Raw genomic sequence first — 18084 nt, 5'->3', positions numbered from 1 at the left:
CAGCCCACCGGCTGCCTTTGTTGTTTGTGGACTGACGCACCGCACCTCAGCGCAGGCCCGCCACAAATGCCGCGATCAGGCCGGTGCCCACCAGGCCGGCCTGCCAGCGCAGCGCCATGTGCCAGCTGGGAACGTGGCGCTCCACGCGCTCGTACAGCAGATGACCGGCCGCAATCGACAGCGCAAAGGCCGTGCACATGCCCAGCAGGGCGGCGGGAATGGACTGCGGCCAGAAATGGCTTTCCACGGCGTTGACCAGCAGGCAGACCGAGAAGTGCACGAGAAACACCGAGTACGAAATCTTGCCCAGCCGGCGCAGCGGCGCCCAGCCTTGTGCCTGGGCAAACGCGGGGCTGCGCATGGCCGCGACCAGGGCCAGCGCCGTGGCACCGGCCAGCGCGATGCGGTCGCGCCACTCCAGTGCCAGCGCCGCCACGACCAGGGCCACGATCAGCAGGGACCAGCTCCAGGCCGTCGAGGACTTGTCCGCATGCGCGGCCCAGTACGCCAGCATGCCCAGGCCGTAGGCGCCAAAGAAGTACGGCGCCCACACATCCCATTGCGCATCCAGATTGAAGCCCAGCAGCGAGGCCGCCACGCCGATCACCACCAGCGCCTGCGCCACGCTCAGCGTCCAGGGCCAGCAGCGCGACAGCGCCTGGCCACCGAAGCGGCGGCGCAGCAAGGCGCCGCCCCAGCGCGTGCCGGCCAGCAGCAGCGCCGTCAGCGCAAACAGCTGGAAGTCGATGGACACGTACCAGACGCCGGCGGACAGCGACTCCTCGCCCACGATGTTCTGCAGCAGCAGCGCATGCGCCACCAGCTGCCAGAGATCGGGCTCGCCCGACACCGAGGCATGGTCGAACCAGGGCCGCACTGCCGCCGAGACGACGACGGCCACGACCAGGGCCACGGCATAGGGCACGACCAGGCGCACGAAGCGGCGCCCGATGCGCGACCACGGATCGCTGTGCAGGCCGTGGCCTTGCGGCGCCATGCTGGCTGCCGCCAGGTAGCCGCCCAGCACCAGGAAGATCTGCACGGCCATGCGCGCATATTCATAGAGCCAGTCGATGAGGTCCGGCGCGGCCGGATGGGCGATATCGGACATGGGGCCGTAGAAGGCCAGGTGGTGCCAGACGATGGCGGCACAGGCCAGGCCCTTGGTGCAGTCGATCAGCGCACTGCGGCTAGCGTGGGACATGGGGCAATCTGCAATCTGCGAACGGGTCGGGAAGCGGGAGGCGCTGGGCCGGGCCGCCTGGCCGCAAGCCCGCAAAGGCGCCATTGTGCGCCTTTTGACCGCGTCTTGCAGAAAGCTGACGCACCGCTTTCCAAGCCGCACAGGACATGCCGGCACGCGAGGGCACAATGCATGCCATGACGCAACCCAAACCTCTTCCGGCGTTGAACCGGCAGTTCGTCTCGCACTTCGGCGAGATGGGCAGCCGCTGGGGCATCAACCGCACGGTAGGCCAGATCTACGCTCTGCTGTTTCTTTCGCCCGAGCCGCTCAATGCCGACCAGATCGCCGAGACGCTGGAGTTCTCGCGCTCCAACGTGAGCATGGGGCTCAAGGAATTGCAGGCCTGGCGCCTGGTGCAATTGCGCCACCAGCCCGGCGACCGGCGCGAGTATTTCGAGGCGCCGCAGGATGTCTGGGAAATCTTCCGCCGCCTGGCCGAGGAACGCCGCCGCCGCGAGATCGAGCCCACCCAGTCCATGCTGCGCGCCGCCATGCTGGAGGAAGTCACCACCGAAGAAGAGCGCTACGCCCAGCAGCGCATGCGCGACATGTACGAGCTGATCGACCGGCTCATGAACTGGTTCGACGACGTGCAGCGCCTGTCGCCCGAGACCGCCATGCAGCTCATGGGCATGGGCACGGCCGTGACCCGGCTGCTGGACCTGAAGGACCGCATCACGGGCGGCAAGGGCCGCGCCAAGGCGGACGACACCGACGATTGAACCTGGCAAGCCTGCGTACAAAAATGAGCTCCCGAGGGAGCTCATTGTGTTTACAGCAATGTTTCATTGGCGGTAAGCGCGTGCAAAAACTGGCGTAGCCCAAAGCGAGGGACACCGAGCAAGGGCCGCCCCCGCAGCGAGGGTGTCGTCCCCCTCCCGAAGAGAGAGGGGGAAGGCGCGAAGCGCCTCGGGGGAGCTTTATTTCTCCCGGGCCAGGAGTTCGCGGCGCGTGGCCTCGTCGTCCATAAGTTCGTACCACATCGCGTTGAGCACCGCGAAGGCGGCCGCCAGCGGCAGGCCGAGCAACCAGGCGAAGTACCACATGGTGTTGTGTCCTTTCTTGACGTTGAATGTCGTTGCTTGATTCGGTGGATCAGTACGAGTGGCCGCGGCCCTCGATGATGGCCATCGGGTCGACCTTGCCGCGCAGCACGCTGTAGACCCAGCTGGTGTAGGCCACGATGAGGGGCACGAAGATCAGCGCGCACACCAGCATGATGAACAGCGTCACATGGCTGGACGAAGAGTCCCAGACCGTGAGGCTGTGCTGCGGGTTCAGCGACGAGGGCAGGATGAACGGGAACATGGACGCCCCCACGCTGGCGATGATGCCGGCAATGCCCAGGCCGCTGGACAGCAGGGCCAGCCACTCGCGGCGCAGCCACAGGCCCAGCGCCGCCAGCAGCGGCATCAGCAGGCCGATGGCCGGCACGGCCCAGAGCACGGGCCGGGCCTGGTAGTTGGCGAACCAGGCGCCCGCCTGCAGCGCAGCCGTCTTGAACAGCGGGTTGGACGGTCCGGTGGTGTTGACCTCGCTGGTGATGCGGTAGCCGTTGAGCGCGGCCAGCCACACGCCGGCCGCCGCGAACAGCACCGTGGTGGCGACGGCAGCCACCATGCCGAGGCGGCGCGCGCGCGCGGCCACATCGCCCTCGGTCTTGAACACCAGCCAGGACGCACCATGCATGAGCAGCATGCACAGCGAGACCAGGCCGGCCAGCAGCGCAAACGGGTTGAGCAGGCCGAAGAACGTGCCCTCGTAGTAGATGCGCATGTCGGGCGCCAGGCGGAAGGGCACGCCCTGCAGCACATTGCCCAGGGCCACGCCGAAGATCAGCGCGGGCACCACGCCGGCCATGCACAGCACGGCATCCCAGCGCGCGCGCCAGGCCGGCTCCTCGCGCTTGCTGCGGAACTTGAAGGCCACGGGCCGCAGGATCAGCGCCACCAGGGCCGCGAACATGGCCAGGTAAAAGCCCGAGAACGAGACCGCGTACAGCTGCGGCCAGGCCGCAAAGATGGCGCCGCCGCCCAGGATGAGCCAGACCTGGTTGCCTTCCCAGACCGGGCCCAGAGAGTTGATGACGACGCGGCGCTCCACGTCGGTCCTGGCCGCCAGCGGCAGCAGCGCGGCAGCGCCCAGGTCAAAGCCATCGGTGACGGCAAAGGCGATGAGCAGCACGCCCAGCAGGCCCCACCACAGCAGGCGCAGGACGTCGTAGCTGATCAGTTCGTGAAGAATCATGGTGACAATCTCCCTTGGTCATTGCCCGCGGGCGAGTTTTTGCATCAGAGGGAAGTAGGTGGTCAGGTGCGGTGCGCTTTCCTCCTGCGGTCCCTTGCGGATGGCCTTCACCATGAGCTTCATCTCGATGACGAAGAGCACGGAGTAGATGGCGATGAAGCCTGCAATCGTCAGCAGCAGCGTGCCCGCGCCCAGGTTGGAGACGGCCAGCGCCGTGGGCAGCACGCCTTCGATGATCCAGGGCTGGCGGCCCACCTCGGCCACGATCCAGCCGCACTCGGCCGCGATCCAGGGCAGGGGAATGGCGATCACGGCCAGCTTGAGCATCCACGGATGGGCGTCCAGCCTGCGCCGCACCGACAGCCAGAAGAAGGCGGCCGTGAGCGCGATGAAGAACATGCCCAGCCCCACCATGATGCGGAAGGCCCAGAACAGCGGCCCCACGGCCGGCACGGTGTCCCAGGCGGCCTGGGCGATCTGCGCGTCCGTGGCCTGGCGCGGGTCGTCCACGTAGCGCTTGAGCAGCAGCGCGTAGCCCAGTTGCCCGCCCTTGTCCTCGAAGACGGCCTTGGCCTCGGCCGGCACCTGGCCCGTGGGGCCGGCGGCGCGGATGGCCTCCAGCGCGCCATAGGCCTCGATGCCGTTGCGGATGTACTGCTCGGTGCGCTGGACCAGGTCGTTGATGCCGGGGATCTCGGTGGTCAGCGAGCGCGTGCCGATCAGGCCCATGACCCAGGGAATGTGAACGGCGTAGTGCGTCTCGCGTGCGGCCTTGTCGGGGAAGCCGAAGGCCGTGAAGGCGGCCGGTGCGGGCTCGGTGTCCCACATGGCCTCGATGGCGGCCAGCTTCATCTTCTGGTGCTCCGACGACAGGTAGCCGCTTTCATCGCCCAGCACCACCACCGACAGCGCAGCGGCCAGGCCGAACGAGGTGGCCACCGTCATGGAGCGGCGCGCCAGCTGGATGTGCCGGCCCTTGAGCAGATACCAGGCCGAGACGCCCAGCACGAAGATGGCGGCCGTCACGTAGCCTGCCGAGACCGTGTGCACGAACTTGGCCTGGGCCACGGGGTTGGTCAGCACCGCGAAGAAGTCGGTGACCTCCATGCGCATGGTCTGCGGGTTGAACGCCGCGCCCACGGGGTTTTGCATCCAGCCGTTGGCGATCAGGATCCACAGCGCCGAGAAGTTCGAGCCCAGGGCCACGCACCAGGTGGTCACCAGATGGCCGACCTTGCTCAGGCGGTCCCAGCCGAAGAAGAACAGCCCCACGAAGGTGGCTTCCAGGAAGAAGGCCATCAGCCCCTCGATGGCCAGCGGCGCGCCGAAGATGTCGCCCACGTAGTGGCTGTAGTAGCTCCAGTTCATGCCGAACTGGAACTCCATCACGATGCCCGTGGCCACGCCCATGGCGAAGTTGATGCCGAACAACGTGCCCCAGAACTTCGTCATGTCGCGCCAGATGGTGCGGCCCGTCATCACGAAGACGGTCTCCATGATGGCGATGATCACGGCCAGGCCGATGGTCAGCGGCACGAACAGGAAGTGGTAGAGCGCCGTTACCGCGAACTGCAGCCGCGATAGATCGACGATGTCGAGGTCCATGGTGAGATCCTTTCTCTCGGGGTACTTGGTGAAATCCTTGATCAGCCGTCCTGCCGCAGGCGCGCCAGGGCCGCATCGAACGGCGGTGTGCCGCGCAGCGCCTCGGACACCACGCGGCCCTGCTCCACCCACAGCAGCCGGTCGGCCAGTTGCGCCTCCCGCAGCTTGTGGGTGGCCAGCACCAGGGTGCGGCCCCGGGCTGCGCTGTCCAGCCGCACCAGCAGGTCGGCGGCCGTGCGTGCATCCAGGCCTTCGGTCACTTCGTCCAGCAGCCAGCAGCGCGCGGGGCTCAGCAGCAGCCGCGCCAGCGCCAGGCGCCGTGCCTGGCCGCCGGACAGGCCCAGCCCGCCCTCGCCCAGCCGCGTGTCCAGGCCCTGCGCCATGGCGCGCACATCGCCGGCCAGCCCGGCGACTTCCAGCGCCGCCCACAGCGTGTCCTCGGCGGCCTCGGGGCAGGCCAGCAAAAGGTTGTCGCGCAGGCTGTCCTCGAACAGTTCGGTGCGCTGCGTCATCCAGGTGCAGCGCCGGGCACGCACGGCGCCGGCCAGCGGCTGGAGCTCGCCGGCCATCAGGGACAGCAGCGTGGTCTTGCCCGCGCCGCTGGCGCCCAGCAGGGCGACACGTTCGCCTTCGGCGATACGGATGTCCTGGGCCAGCACGGCGGCACGGGGTGCCACGACCTGCTCCAGCTCAACCGCCAAGCCCTGCCCGGGCGCAGCCGGTTCGCAGGCGCCTTGCGCAGCGCCATCGCGCAGGGCAGGCGCCAGCCGGCGCGCGGCCAGCCAGCTGCGGCCGGCCTCCAGCGCGCCACGGCGCAATGCCGCAAAGGGCTCCATGGCCGTCAGCGCCAGCAACAGGGCCAGCGCAGCCACGGGGGCGCCCAGCAGGCCGGCCTCGGCCAGCCAGCCTACGGCCAGCAGCACACCGGCCAGGGCCAGGGCGCCGCACAGGCCTTGCACGAAGGAAGTTCGGGCCTCCAGGCCGTGGAGTGCGGCGTCGGCCTCGGCCACGCGGGCGTCCAGGGCGGCAATGCGTTCGCAATGCGCGGCCAGGGTGCCGGCCATGGCCAGCTCCGCCTGCCCGGCCACCAGGTCGGCCGTGCGGGCGCGCAGGGACTCCAGCGCCAGCGCGCGGCGCACGGCGGGCCGGCGCGCACTGCGGGCCAGCCACAGGGCGCTGCCCAGGCCCGTGGCCAGCAGCCACGCAGCCAAGGCCAGGCCCAGCCACCAGCGCATCAGTCCCAGCGCAAGGGCGGCCACCAGCGTGGCACCCGTGGCGGCCAGCAAGGGCACGAACAGGCGCAGGTACAGGCTGTCCAGCGCATCCACGTCGGCCGTCAGCCGCTGCAGCAGGCGCGCGGGCCGCAGGCGCAGGCTCAGGGCGGCGGCGGGAGTGGCCCAGCTGCGCAGCAGCCGCTCGCGCAGGGCGGCCAGCACGGCCAGGGTGGCGTCATGGGTGACCAGCCGTTCGGCATAGCGGGTGCCCGTGCGGCCCAGGGCCAGCAGGCGGATACCGGCCGAGGGCATGAAGACGTCGAAGACGATGGCCGTGGCCGGCACCAGCCCGGCCAGCGCCGTGGCCGTGATGAACCAGCCCGACAGGCCCAGCAGCGCCATGCCCATGAGCACCGTGAGCAGGGCCAGCAGCGCGCCGCCCAGCCACAGGCGGCGGGGCGCCATGCGCGCCAGGGCGGCAAGCACGGGCCGGAGGGTGGAGCGGGGCTTCATGCGGCCAGCTCCTGCGGGGCGGCATGGCCCGCCAGCTCCACCACGCGGTGCATGGCGGCGGCCAGCTCGGCATCGTGGGTGGCGACGATCAGTGTGCGCCCGCGTGCCAGTTGCAGCAGGGCATCGGTGACCTGGGCGGCCGTGGCCGGGTCCAGGTGGGCCGTGGGTTCATCGACCAGCAGCAGGCCTGCATCGCGCGACAGGGCCAGGCGCGCCAGGGCCAGGCGCACGATCTCCCCGCCCGACAGGCCGGCTCCGCCCTCGCCCAGCGTGGCGCCGGCACGGGCCTCGGCCAGCTTGCCCAGACCGGCCAGCCGCAAGGCCTGGCGCAGTTCGCCGAAGGTGAATCCCGGGCGGCCCAGCCGGAGGTTTTCGGCCACCGAGCCGGCGAACACATGGGGGCTCTGCCCCATCCAGGCCATGCGCGCGCGCAGCCGTCCGGCCGATTCGCCGTCGAGCAGCTGGCCGTCGATATGGATGCGCCCAGGCTCGGCCACCGGCAGCAGGCCGGCAATCTGCGCCAGCAGCAGCGACTTTCCGCTGCCGCTGGGGCTCCACAGCGCCACATGCTCGCCAGGCCGCACGTCCAGCGTGAGCGCCGGCAGCGTGACCGCGCCGCCTGGCGCCTGGGGCCGCACCTGCTCCAGGTGCAGGGCGCAGGCCTGGCCGGCCGCCCTGCCGGGCGCAGCCAGTGCGCCGGGCAGCGGCTGCGCATCGCGGCCCAGATCGCCCAGGGCCTGCAGCGCAGCCTCGCCGCTGGCGCGGTCGTGCCAGACGGCAGACAGCTCACGCAGGGGATCGAAGAAGCTGGGCGCCAGCAGCAGCACGAACAGCGCCTGGCCCAGGCTCAGTGTCTGGCCCCAGCTGCCAAAGGGCAGATGGCCCAGCAGGTGAAAGCCCACGTAGACGGCCACCATGGCCACGCCCAGGGCCGAGAACAGCTCCAGCACCGCGGAGGAGAGGAAGGCGATGCGCAGCACGCGCATGCTGCGTTCGCGCAGGGATTCGGCATTGGCGCGCAGCCGCAGCGCCGTGGCATCCACCGCGCCCAGGGCGCGCAGGGTGGACAGGCCGCGCAGCCGGTCGAGCAGGAAGGCGTTCATTCCGCCCAGCTCCACCATCTGCGCCTGGCTGGCCGCCTTGGCGCGCCAGCCGACGATGGCCATGAACAGCGGGATCAGCGGCGCGGCCACCACCAGGATCAGCGCCACCACCCAGCTCTGGCTGGCCACGGCCAGCGCAATCACCAGCGGCACGGTGCGCACGCGCCACATGGCGGTCTGGTAGCGCGACAGCCAGGGCACGATGGCCTCGGCCTGCTCGGCCATGGCGCTGGCCGCCTGGCCCGAGGCCGCGCGCTGGCGGTCCAGCGGCGAGGTGCCCGCCAGCGTGCGCAGCACCTGCGCGCGCAGCGCACTCACCAAGCTGCGCGCCTGCAGATTCGCACGGCGCGTGCCGCTGGCATCGCACCAGGCGCGCAACCCGCCCAGCAGTGCCACGCCAGCCGCAAGCTGCCACAGTGGCCACAGCGGCTCCACGCCCGCGCCCGCGCCCGCGCCATCGGCCATGGACTGCACGGCCAGCGCCAGCAGCGCCGCCTGGGGCAGCCACAGCAGCGAGGCCAGCACCAGGCGCCCCGTACCCGCCATCGGACGGCGCGCCAGCTGGTGGAACTCAGGCAATGACGGGGTACAAGGTTTGTTCATTTATTCTGTAATTTCAGTATTTACTGAAATTACGCAAAGAATTCTAAACAAACTTGCTCCAGGCAAGTCGCTCGTAGGGGGAAGCCGAGTGAAGCAGTCAAGCGTGCGCAAGAGGTTTTGCGCAAACAACTTCGAGGACCGGACCCGCACAGCGTGGGTAATACCCAAAGAAAACGGCGCCCGAAGGCGCCGTCTGGCAGAGTAGGAGAAGAGCCCGTCCTGGGCTCTGCCGACCTTACGGGGTGGACAGCAGGCGGTCGCGCGCCTGGTTGTATTCACGCTTGAGACGCTCCACCAGCTCGCCCGCACCCGTGACTTCGCGAATGGCACCAATGCCCTGGCCGCAGCCCCAGATGTCCTTCCAGGCCTTCTTGGCGTCGCCGCCGAAGTTCATCTTGCTGGGGTCCGACTCGGGCAGGTTGTCGGGGTCCAGGCCAGCCGCGCGGATGGACGGCGCCAGGTAGTTGCCGTGCACGCCCGTGAACAGGTTGCTGTAGACGATGTCGTCGGACGTGCCGTCCACGATGGCCTGCTTGTAGGCGTCGTGCGCACGCGCCTCATGCGTGGCGATGAAGGCCGAGCCGATATAGGCGAAGTCCGCACCCATGGCCTGGGCCGCCAGGATGGCACCGCCCGAGGCGATGGAGCCCGACAGCGCCACGGGGCCGTCGAACCATTCGCGGATCTCCTGGATCAGCGCGAACGGGCTCTTGACACCCGCATGGCCTCCCGCGCCCGCCGCCACGGCGATCAGGCCGTCGGCCCCCTTTTCGATGGCCTTGTGCGCGAACTTGTTGTTGATGATGTCGTGCAGCACCACGCCGCCCCAGCTGTGCACGGCCTGGTTCACGTCCTCGCGCGCACCCAGGCTGGTGATGACGATGGGCACCTTGTACTTGGCGCACATCTGCATGTCGTGCTCGAGCCGGTCATTGCTCTTGTGCACGATCTGGTTGATGGCGAACGGCGCCGAGGGCCGGTCCGGATGGGCCTTGTCCCAGGCGGCCAGGGTCTCGGTGATCTCGGCCAGCCAGTCTTCGAGCTGCTCGGCCGGGCGCGCGTTGAGCGCGGGCATGGAACCCACGATGCCGGCCTGGCACTGGGCGATCACGAGCTTTGGGTTGCTGATGATGAACAGCGGCGAGCCGATCACTGGCAGGGCCAGTTTCTTCAGCGCCGGGGGAAGCTTGGACATGCGTTGTCTCCGTTGGTTCTCGGTATCTCTGTCTGCGTTGTGCCTTGCGGGAGCGCCGGGTCAGAAGGCGTCCATGGGCAGTGCCATCACGCTGCCTGCGCCGTGCACGATGGCATCGCGCAGGCCCGCCGCCTTGACGAGGATGTGCTCGGCATAAAAGCGCGCCGTCGCAATCTTCGCGCGCATGAAGGCCTCGTCCTGTCCCTTGTGCAACAGCTGCTCGGCCGCCAGCAGGGCGCGGCCCATCTGCCAGCCTGCCACCAGGTTGCCCGCCAGCATCAGGTAGGGAACGCTGCCGGCGTACACGGCATTGGGCTCGGCCTTGGCCTGGCCCGAGACGAAGTGCACCGCCTCCGCGAAAGCCTGGCGCGCGGCGGCCAGCTGGCGGGCCACGGCCAGTGCCTCGGGCGTGCCGCTGGCGGCCAGCTCGGCCTCGGTCTTCTCGATCTGGCCCGCAATGGCCAGCGCGGTCTGGCCGCCATCGCGCGCCGTCTTGCGGCCCACCAGGTCATTGGCCTGGATGGCGGTCGTGCCTTCGTAGATGGTCAGGATCTTGGCGTCGCGGTAGTACTGGGCGGCGCCCGTCTCCTCGATGAAGCCCATGCCGCCGTGCACCTGAACGCCCAGGCTGGTGACTTCCAGGCTCATCTCGGTGCTGTAGCCCTTGACCAGGGGAACCATGAATTCATAGAAGGCCGCATTGGCCTCGCGCACCTGGGCATCGGCATGGTGGTGGGCTGCGTCGTAGGCCGCGGCGGCCGTGGCCGCCATGGCGCGGCAGCCCTCGGTGTAGGCGCGCATGGTCATGAGCATGCGGCGCACATCGGGGTGGTGGATGATGGTGGCGCTGGCCTTGACGCTGCCGTCCACGGGGCGGCTTTGCACGCGCTCGCGGGCATAGGCCACGGCATGCTGGTAGGAGCGCTCGGCCACGGCAATGCCCTGCACGCCCACGGCGTAGCGGGCCGCGTTCATCATGATGAACATGTATTCGAGGCCGCGGTTTTCCTCGCCCACCAGGTAACCGATGGCGCCCCCGTTGTCGCCGTACTGCAGCACGGCCGTGGGCGAGGCCTTGATGCCCATCTTGTGCTCGATGCTCACGCAGTGCACATCGTTGCGCGCGCCCAGCGAGCCATCCTTGTTGACCAGGAACTTTGGCACCACGAACAGGCTGATGCCCTTGACACCCTCGGGCGCCCCGGCCACGCGGGCCAGCACCAGATGGACGATGTTCTCGGCCATGTCGTGCTCGCCATAGGTGATGAAGATCTTGGTGCCGAAGACCTTGTAGCTGCCATCGGGCTGCGGATCGGCCTTGGTGCGCACCAGGGCCAGGTCGGAGCCGGCCTGGGGCTCGGTCAGGTTCATGGTGCCGGTCCACTCGCCGGTCACCAGCTTCTCGAGATAGGTGGCCTTGAGCTCATCGCTGCCCGCCGTCAGCAGGGCCTCGATGGCGCCGTCGGTCAGCAGCGGGCACAGCGCAAAGCTCAGGTTGGCGCTGTTGAGCATTTCCACACAGGCCGCGCCAATCGTCTTGGGCAGGCCCTGGCCGCCAAAATCCTGCGGATGCTGCAGGCCCTGCCAGCCGCCTTCGGCGTACTGGCGAAAGGCCTGCTTGAAGCCCGCCGTGGTGGTGACCACGCCGTCCTTGAGGCTGGAAGGCGACACGTCGCCCGGCAGGTTCAGCGGCGCCACCACGCCTTCGCACAGCTTGGCGCATTCCTCCAGCACGGCCTGGGCGGTCTCGAGGCCAGCCTCCTCGAAACCGGGCAACTGCGCCACTTGGTCGATCTGGGCCAGATGCTCCATGGCGAACAGCATGTCTTTGAGGGGAGCCGAGTAAGTCATTGTTGAACCTTCCTGAACAGAGCCTGGACCGCCGGCGCGCAGCGCGCGGCGACCTGGGACAGCGGGCGCGCCGCCACGGCACTACTGCATTGCTGCGTTATTGCGTGACGCGGCCCGATGCGTTGACGATGGACAAATCCACGAATTTCGAGCCCGCCTGCGAGCCCGGACGATAGGTAACCCAGTAGCCGCCCAGATCGAAGGCGTCCAGGCCGCGCAGCGAAGCGGCCAGCTTCTCGCGCGTCAGCGGCTGGGTGCGGCGCATGGCCTCCACGATGACGCGGGCGTTCACATAGCCTTCCATCATGGCGTAGCTGACCGGCACGGTCAGCGACTTGCCGGCAGCGGTGGCCGCGTCCCTGAACTCCTTGTTCAGGCGCATGGTCACCTTGTAGGGACTGGGCACGACCTGGGCAATGGACAGGCCGCTCATGAACTCCACGGGCAGGCGCTTGGCCAGTTGCTCGATATCGGCTTCGGACGTGGCGTAGATCTGGGCCGTGCCGCCCGCCATGCGGTACGCCTCGACGAAGGCCGAGGTCACGGGGCTGGAGGCCACCACCATCACGGCCTGCGCCGAAGGCTGGGCCTTTTGCAACTGGGACACGGCCTTGTCCATGGCGCCCTTGCCCGTGCTCAGCGAGGCGCTGACCACCAGCTTGGCCTTGGAAGGCGCAATTGCCTTGTCCACAAGTTCCGCCACGGCCTTGGCATCCGGGCGCTCGTCATGCAGCAGGGCCAGGCGCGTGATGCCCACGGTGGCCAGGTGCGAGGCGATCTTGGCCATTTCCTCGGGCAGGTTGGCGCGCGTGCTGAAGATCTGGGGATGGCTCAGCACCCGCGTGTCCGTGCTCTGGTAACCCACCAGGGAGATCTGGGACTGGTCGAGCAGCTTGCTGTCCAGCAGCGAAGCCATGTTGCGGTTGCCGAAGTAGCCGGCCAGCACCACGGGCTTGGACTCGTCCAGCAGCTTGCGGGTCTTGTCCACGGTTTCATCGGGGTGGCCCACATCGTCCACCGTGACCAGTTGCACGGGCTGGCCCTGCACGCCGCCGGCCTTGTTGATCTGGTCGAAGTAAAGTCGCATGCCCTGGGCATAGGCCCGGCCCTGCGTCGCGCCGGCTCCCGACATGGGTGCCACCTGCCCCACCACCCAGGCATTGGCCTCCGCGGCCAGCGCCATGGCGCCACAGACAAAGGCCACGGCCGTGCGGGCCAGGCGCAAGCGCATCATCTTCATTTCAATCTCCCTCTCGGTTCATGCCATTGCCAGCACCCGCTGGCGGCCAAAGCCGTTGTTGTAGTCGTTGCCGCGAACCATGACCAGCGGGCCATCCCGGCATCCGTGACGGAAAAAGAGGGGCCTTGTGCCCCTCATTTTTCAGCTTTGGTCGCTTACAGCGCCTGCACCAGCTCGGGCACGGCCTGGAACAGGTCGGCCTCCAGGCCGTAGTCGGCCACCGAGAAGATCGGTGCCTCGGGGTCCTTGTTGATCGCCACGATCACCTTGGAGTCCTTCATGCCGGCCAAGTGCTGGATGGCGCCCGAGATGCCCAGGGCAATGTACAGCTGCGGGGCGACGATCTTGCCGGTCTGGCCGACCTGCAGGTCGTTGGGCGCATAGCCCGCATCCACCGCAGCGCGCGAAGCGCCGATGGCCGCGCCCAGCTTGTCGGCCAGGGGCGTGATGACTTCCTGGAACTTCTCGCTGCTGCCCAGCGCGCGGCCGCCGGAGACGATGATCTTGGCGGCCGTCAGCTCGGGGCGGTCGCTCTTGGTCACTTCACGGCCCACGAAGCTGCTCTTGCCGCTGTCGCCAGCGGCCGCCAGCTGCTCCACCTGGGCGCTGCCGCCCGTGGTGGCCGCTGCGTCAAAGCCCGTGCCGCGCACGGTGATGACCTTGATCTTGTCGCTGCTTTGCACCGTGGCAATGGCGTTGCCCGCGTAGATGGGGCGCTCGAACGTGTCGGCGCTGTCCACCTTGGTGATGTCGCTGATCTGGGCCACGTCCAGCTTGGCGGCCACGCGCGGCGCGGCGTTCTTGCCGCTGGCGGTGGCGGGGAACAGGATGTGGCTGTAGTTCGAGGCAATCGCCAGCACTTGCGCCGCGATGTTCTCGGCCAGGCCGTCCTTCAAGCTGGCGCCGTCGGCGTGGATGACCTTGGCAACGCCGGCGATCTGGGCCGCAGCCTGCGCAGCGGCGCCGGCATTCTCGCCCGCCACCAGCACATGCACGTCGCCGCCGCAGGCCAGGGCCGCAGTGACGGTGTTGAGCGTGGCGCTCTTGATGGAAGCGTTGTCGTGTTCTGCAATAACGAGGGATGTCATGTCTGCGAATTCCTTTAGATGACCTTGGCTTCGTTCTTGAGCTTGCTGACCAGGGTCGCCACATCGGGCACCTTCACGCCAGCACCGCGCTTGGCGGGCTCGGCCACCTTGAGCGTCTTCAGGCGCGGGGCGACATCCACGCCCAGCTCTTCAGGCTTGACCGTGTCCAGCTGCTTTTTCTTGGCCTTCATGATGTTGGGCAGCGTGACGTAGCGCGGCTCGTTCAGGCGCAGGTCGGTGGTGATGACGGCCGGCAGGCTCAGGGCCAGGGTTTCCAGGCCGCCGTCCACTTCACGCGTGACATTCACCTTGTCGCCAGCGACTTCGACCTTGGAGGCGAAGGTGGCTTGCGGCAGGTCGGCCAGGGCCGCCAGCATCTGGCCGGTCTGGTTGGCATCGTCGTCGATGGCCTGCTTGCCCAGGATGATCAGGCCGGGCTGCTCCTTTTCCACCAGCGCCTTGAGCAGCTTGGCGACGGCCAGGGGCTGCAGCTCCTCGGTGGTCTCCACCAGGATGCCGCGGTCGGCACCGATGGCCATGGCCGTGCGCAGGGTTTCCTGGCACTGGGCCACGCCGCAGGAGACGGCGATGACTTCGGTGGCCACGCCCTTTTCCTTGAGGCGAACGGCTTCTTCGACGGCGATTTCGTCAAAGGGGTTCATGCTCATCTTGACGTTGGCGATGTCCACGCCCGTGCCGTCCGACTTCACGCGGACCTTCACGTTGTAGTCCACCACGCGCTTGACCGGGACCAAAACCTTCATTGCAGCGGCTCCTGATTGATTGATAGATTGACGTTTACGTAAACCGAAATCATTGTATGCGGCGCTGCAGCAGCTGAGGCAGGTTTCCCTGACGGCCGAGGGCCGCATGCGCGCTCACAAAAAAAGAACGATCGTGCCATTTTAAGCACGACCCTTGAGATTTCCTGCAGGGGAACAGCCTGAACTCAGGGTATGCACCTAGGAATAATCCTAGCTGCTTTTCTCTGCTGCCTGGGCCGCCACGCCCACGCGTTCGGTGATCTGTACCACCTGCCTGGGGACCGGCAGGCTCACGCCTGCGGCACGCAGGCCGCGCAGCACGGCGAGGTTGACCTCGGAGCGCACATTTCCCTGGCCATTTTGCGGGTCGTTGATGTAGTAGCTGAGACTGAACTGCAGGCCCTGCTCCACAAAGTCGACCAGAGCCACCGAAGGCGCGGGCGTCTTGAGCACGCGCGGCTGCGCGGCTGCGGCTTCGAGCAGGATGCCGCGCACCTGCTCCACATCGCTGTCCATGCCCACGACGATGTTGGTGGACAGGCCGAACTTGACGTCGAATCCGGTGAGGTTCTCCACACGCTGGGTGATCAGCGTCTCGTTGGGCACGATGGATTCGCGGCCGTTGAGCGCGCGGATGATGGTGTAGCGCGTGCGGATGTCGGTGATGCGGCCCTCGAAGCCGTCCACGCGCACGTTGTCGCCGATGCGCAGCGCACGCTCGATCAGCACCAGAAAGCCGCTGACGTAGTTGGAGGCGATCTTCTGCATGCCGAAACCCAGGCCCACGCCGATGGCGCCGCCCATGACGGACAGCGCCGTCAGGTCCACGCCCACCATGGACAGCGAGACCAGCAGGCCCACCAGGATCAGCACGCTGCGCGTGATGTTCATGGCCACCTTGCGCATGGACAGGTCGCTGACCCACTGGTTGATGACCTTCTGCTCGAACAGCGTGGACAGCCAGAGCACGGCCACCATCATCAGCCCCGCCGACAGCGTGCCCTCGATCAGGTTGAGCAGGCTGACCGGCGTCTTGCCGATGTTGAACTGCAGGGCCTCCAGCTCCTCCATGACCTGCGGCAGCAGGCCGATGCTGTGCAGCACGGCCGCGCCCCAGGCCAGCCAGGAGAAGATGCGCTCGATCAGGCGCACCACGGTGGAGTGGGGGAAGGTCCGGCTGAGCACCCGCGCCACGAAGCGGATCACCGACAGGGATACCAGCAGCGACACGGCCACGCGCAACCAGAACACCGTGGAAAACCGCGCCAGGATCTCCTGGCTGGTGAAGACCAGCACCAGCGCCAGCAGCGGGAACAGTGCGCCATCGAGCGCATGGCGGCCAATCCATACGGAGGGCTTTCCATCGTTCAGATGGCCGTAGCGCGCATGCAGGCCGCGCATGGCGCCGTAGGCCAACAGCAGGCAGCCGATGAGAACGGAGAACTCCAGCCAGGCGCTGGAGCTTTGGAAGTCGTTGATGAGCTTGTCGAAGATGTCCATGGATCAGGGCCGTTCCGCCGCAAGGGCGCAGGCCGCCATCATCGCGCAGATCCAGGACAGGCCAACCGGACCGGGGCCTACATGCAGGTCGGTCAGCGGCCCGTCTTCCAGGCCGGTTCGCGCTTGGCGGCGAAGGCCTGGGCGCCCTCCTGGGCGTCGGCATCCATCATGTTGGCGGCCATGGTCTGGCCGGCCAGCTGGTAGGCGGCCTCGATGCCCATCTCGCGCTGGCGGTAGACCAGGGCCTTGCCCATGGCCACGGCCGCGCGGGGCTTGCTGACGATGGACTGCACGAAGTGCTCCACCGCATCGTCCAGCGCCTCCTCGGCCACCACGCGGTTGACCAGGCCCTGGTCCAGCGCCTGCTGCGCGTCGATGAAGTCGCCCGTGAGCAGCATCTCCATGGCCTGCTTGGCCGGCACATTGCGCACCAAGGGCACGCTGGGCGTGGCACAGAACAGGCCATAGTGGATGCCACTGGTGGCAAAGCGTGCCGCCTGCGCAGCAACGGCCAGATCGCACTGGGCCACGAGCTGACAGCCCGCCGCCGTGGCAATGCCGTGCACGCGCGCAATCACGGGCACGGGCAGCCGGTGGATGGACAGCATCATGCGGCTGCACTGGGCGAACAGCTTCTGGTAGTAGTCCAGCTGCGGATGGGCCGCCATGTCCTTGAGATTGTGTCCGGCGCAAAAGGCCTTGCCGGCTGCAGCCAGCACGACCACGCGCACCGACTCGTCACGCGCCACATCGTCCAGCGCCTGCTGCAGCTGCGTGAGCATCTGCTCGCCCAGGGCATTGAAGCGCTGCGGATCGTTGAGCGTGAGCCGCACGACGCCGCGCGCGTCGCGCTGCACGTCGAGCAGGGGGCTGGCTTCAGAAGGATGGGTGCTCGCGTTCATGGTGCTCCAGATCGGATTCAGAGGTCGGCCAGCACGCGCACGTGCGCTTCCACGCTGCGCGCAAGCGGCCCCATCACGTAGCCGCCTTCCAGGCAGGAGACGATACGCCCCTTGGAAAAGCGCCGCGCAATGTCCTTGATGCGCGAGGTGATCCAGGTGAAGTCCTGCTCGGTCATGCCCAGCTGGCCCATGTCGTCCTCGCGGTGGGCGTCGAAGCCGGCGCTGATGAAGATCAGCTCGGGCTTGAAGGCCTCCAGTCGCGGGATCCACATCATCTCGACGATCTCGCGGATGTCCATGCCCTTGGTATAGGCGGCCACCGGCACGTTGACCATGTTGGCGGCCGGGTGCTGGTCGCCGCTGAAGGGATAGAAGGGGTGCTGGAAGATGCCGCACATGAGCACGCGGTCGTCGCCGGAGAGGATGTCCTCCGTGCCATTGCCGTGGTGCACGTCGAAATCGATCACGGCCACGCGCTTGAGGTGGTGGCGGCTGAGCGCGTACTTCACGCCCACGGCCACGTTGTTGAAGAAGCAAAAGCCCATGGCCTGGTGGCGGGTGGCATGGTGGCCGGGAGGGCGCACGGCGCAAAAGGCGTTCTCCAGCTCGCCGGCCATCACCGCATCGGTGGCCGCCAGCGCGGCACCGGCCGCATGCAGCGCGGCCGAGAAGGTGTGGCTGTTGATGGATGTGTCGGTGTCGATCTGGGAGTACTCGGGGCCGCCGGCCTGCTGCTCCTCGATGAGGCGCTGGGTCAGGCCCTGCAGCGCGGCCACATGCATGCGGTCATGGGCCAGTTCGATGTCGGCCAGCGAGGCCTGGGGGGCCTCGTGCCGCTCCAGCGCATCGGCCACGCCGGTCACCAGCAGCCGGTCCTCGATGGCGTCCAGCCGGGCCGGGCACTCTGGGTGCCCCGGCCCCATCTCATGCCGCCAGCACTCCCTATGGGTGAAATAACCCGTCTTGCCCACAGTGATGTCTCCGCGATGTTTTTTTTAGGATAACGTCGCGCC

15 protein-coding genes are annotated in these 18084 nt (G+C 67.9%); 1 reads left to right on the top strand and 14 read right to left on the bottom strand.

Annotated elements, in window-relative coordinates; all coding sequences use genetic code 11:
• Positions 1-46 precede the first annotated feature (46 nt).
• Entirely contained in the window at positions 47-1204 is a 1158-nt protein-coding gene (locus tag ACN20X_RS11360; RefSeq protein WP_310037586.1) for an acyltransferase family protein, read from the bottom strand.
• A 167-nt stretch (positions 1205-1371) separates the two neighbouring features.
• Here ACN20X_RS11360 and ACN20X_RS11355 point away from each other — a divergent pair, with 167 nt between their 5' ends.
• Positions 1372-1968 carry a GbsR/MarR family transcriptional regulator gene (locus ACN20X_RS11355; RefSeq protein ID WP_026062606.1) on the top strand — a complete coding sequence of 199 codons (597 nt, stop codon included), beginning with the start codon at positions 1372-1374 and terminating at the stop codon, positions 1966-1968.
• Positions 1969-2166: 198 nt separating this feature from the next.
• Here ACN20X_RS11355 and cydX read toward each other — a convergent pair whose 3' ends face one another.
• The 13 genes from cydX to ACN20X_RS11290 all read right to left on the bottom strand — a co-directional run bounded on the left by cydX (position 2167) and on the right by ACN20X_RS11290 (position 17994).
• Positions 2167-2292, bottom strand: a complete 126-nt coding sequence (gene cydX / locus ACN20X_RS11350; protein WP_012204319.1) for a cytochrome bd-I oxidase subunit CydX — start codon at positions 2290-2292, stop codon at positions 2167-2169.
• 49 nt (positions 2293-2341) lie between these two features.
• The gene (gene cydB / locus ACN20X_RS11345) at positions 2342-3493 is read right to left on the bottom strand and encodes a cytochrome d ubiquinol oxidase subunit II (protein WP_016450182.1); all 1152 of its coding nucleotides are present in this window, start codon (positions 3491-3493) and stop codon (positions 2342-2344) included.
• 18 nt (positions 3494-3511) lie between these two features.
• A complete protein-coding gene (locus ACN20X_RS11340; RefSeq protein ID WP_016450181.1) occupies positions 3512-5098 on the bottom strand; it encodes a cytochrome ubiquinol oxidase subunit I in 1587 nt (528 codons plus the stop codon).
• Between the two features lie 41 nt (positions 5099-5139).
• Positions 5140-6825: an amino acid ABC transporter ATP-binding/permease protein gene (locus ACN20X_RS11335; RefSeq protein WP_279492945.1), complete on the bottom strand. Its 1686-nt coding sequence runs from the start codon at positions 6823-6825 to the stop codon at positions 5140-5142.
• On the bottom strand, positions 6822-8474 hold the full coding sequence (gene cydD, locus ACN20X_RS11330; RefSeq protein ID WP_473210808.1) for a thiol reductant ABC exporter subunit CydD: 1653 nt from the start codon (positions 8472-8474) through the stop codon (positions 6822-6824). Before cydD ends, ACN20X_RS11335 begins: the two co-directional genes overlap by 4 nt.
• 292 nt (positions 8475-8766) lie before the next feature.
• A complete protein-coding gene (locus ACN20X_RS11325; protein ID WP_012204314.1) occupies positions 8767-9726 on the bottom strand; it encodes an NAD(P)H-dependent flavin oxidoreductase in 960 nt (319 codons plus the stop codon).
• A 60-nt stretch (positions 9727-9786) separates the two neighbouring features.
• Complete coding sequence (locus ACN20X_RS11320) at positions 9787-11577, bottom strand: acyl-CoA dehydrogenase (RefSeq protein ID WP_473210616.1); 1791 nt, start codon at positions 11575-11577, stop codon at positions 9787-9789.
• Between the two features lie 97 nt (positions 11578-11674).
• Positions 11675-12817, bottom strand: a complete 1143-nt coding sequence (locus ACN20X_RS11315; protein WP_016450177.1) for an ABC transporter substrate-binding protein — start codon at positions 12815-12817, stop codon at positions 11675-11677.
• Between the two features lie 155 nt (positions 12818-12972).
• Positions 12973-13905, bottom strand: a complete 933-nt coding sequence (locus ACN20X_RS11310; protein WP_070080554.1) for an electron transfer flavoprotein subunit alpha/FixB family protein — start codon at positions 13903-13905, stop codon at positions 12973-12975.
• 14 nt (positions 13906-13919) lie between these two features.
• A complete protein-coding gene (locus tag ACN20X_RS11305; RefSeq protein WP_473210615.1) occupies positions 13920-14669 on the bottom strand; it encodes an electron transfer flavoprotein subunit beta/FixA family protein in 750 nt (249 codons plus the stop codon).
• A gap of 210 nt (positions 14670-14879) precedes the next feature.
• Positions 14880-16169 (bottom strand): mechanosensitive ion channel family protein, encoded by a 1290-nt coding sequence (locus ACN20X_RS11300; protein ID WP_016449703.1) that lies wholly within the window; start codon positions 16167-16169, stop codon positions 14880-14882.
• 92 nt (positions 16170-16261) lie between these two features.
• On the bottom strand, positions 16262-17071 hold the full coding sequence (locus tag ACN20X_RS11295) for an enoyl-CoA hydratase (RefSeq protein WP_016449704.1): 810 nt from the start codon (positions 17069-17071) through the stop codon (positions 16262-16264).
• 17 nt (positions 17072-17088) lie between these two features.
• Complete coding sequence (locus ACN20X_RS11290) at positions 17089-17994, bottom strand: histone deacetylase family protein (RefSeq protein WP_017406772.1); 906 nt, start codon at positions 17992-17994, stop codon at positions 17089-17091.
• Positions 17995-18084 lie beyond the last annotated feature (90 nt).

The organism is Delftia sp. PX-1 (assembly GCF_055797465.1).
Note: the sequence above shows the minus strand (reverse complement) of the source record. Positions and strands in the feature narration are given on the sequence as shown.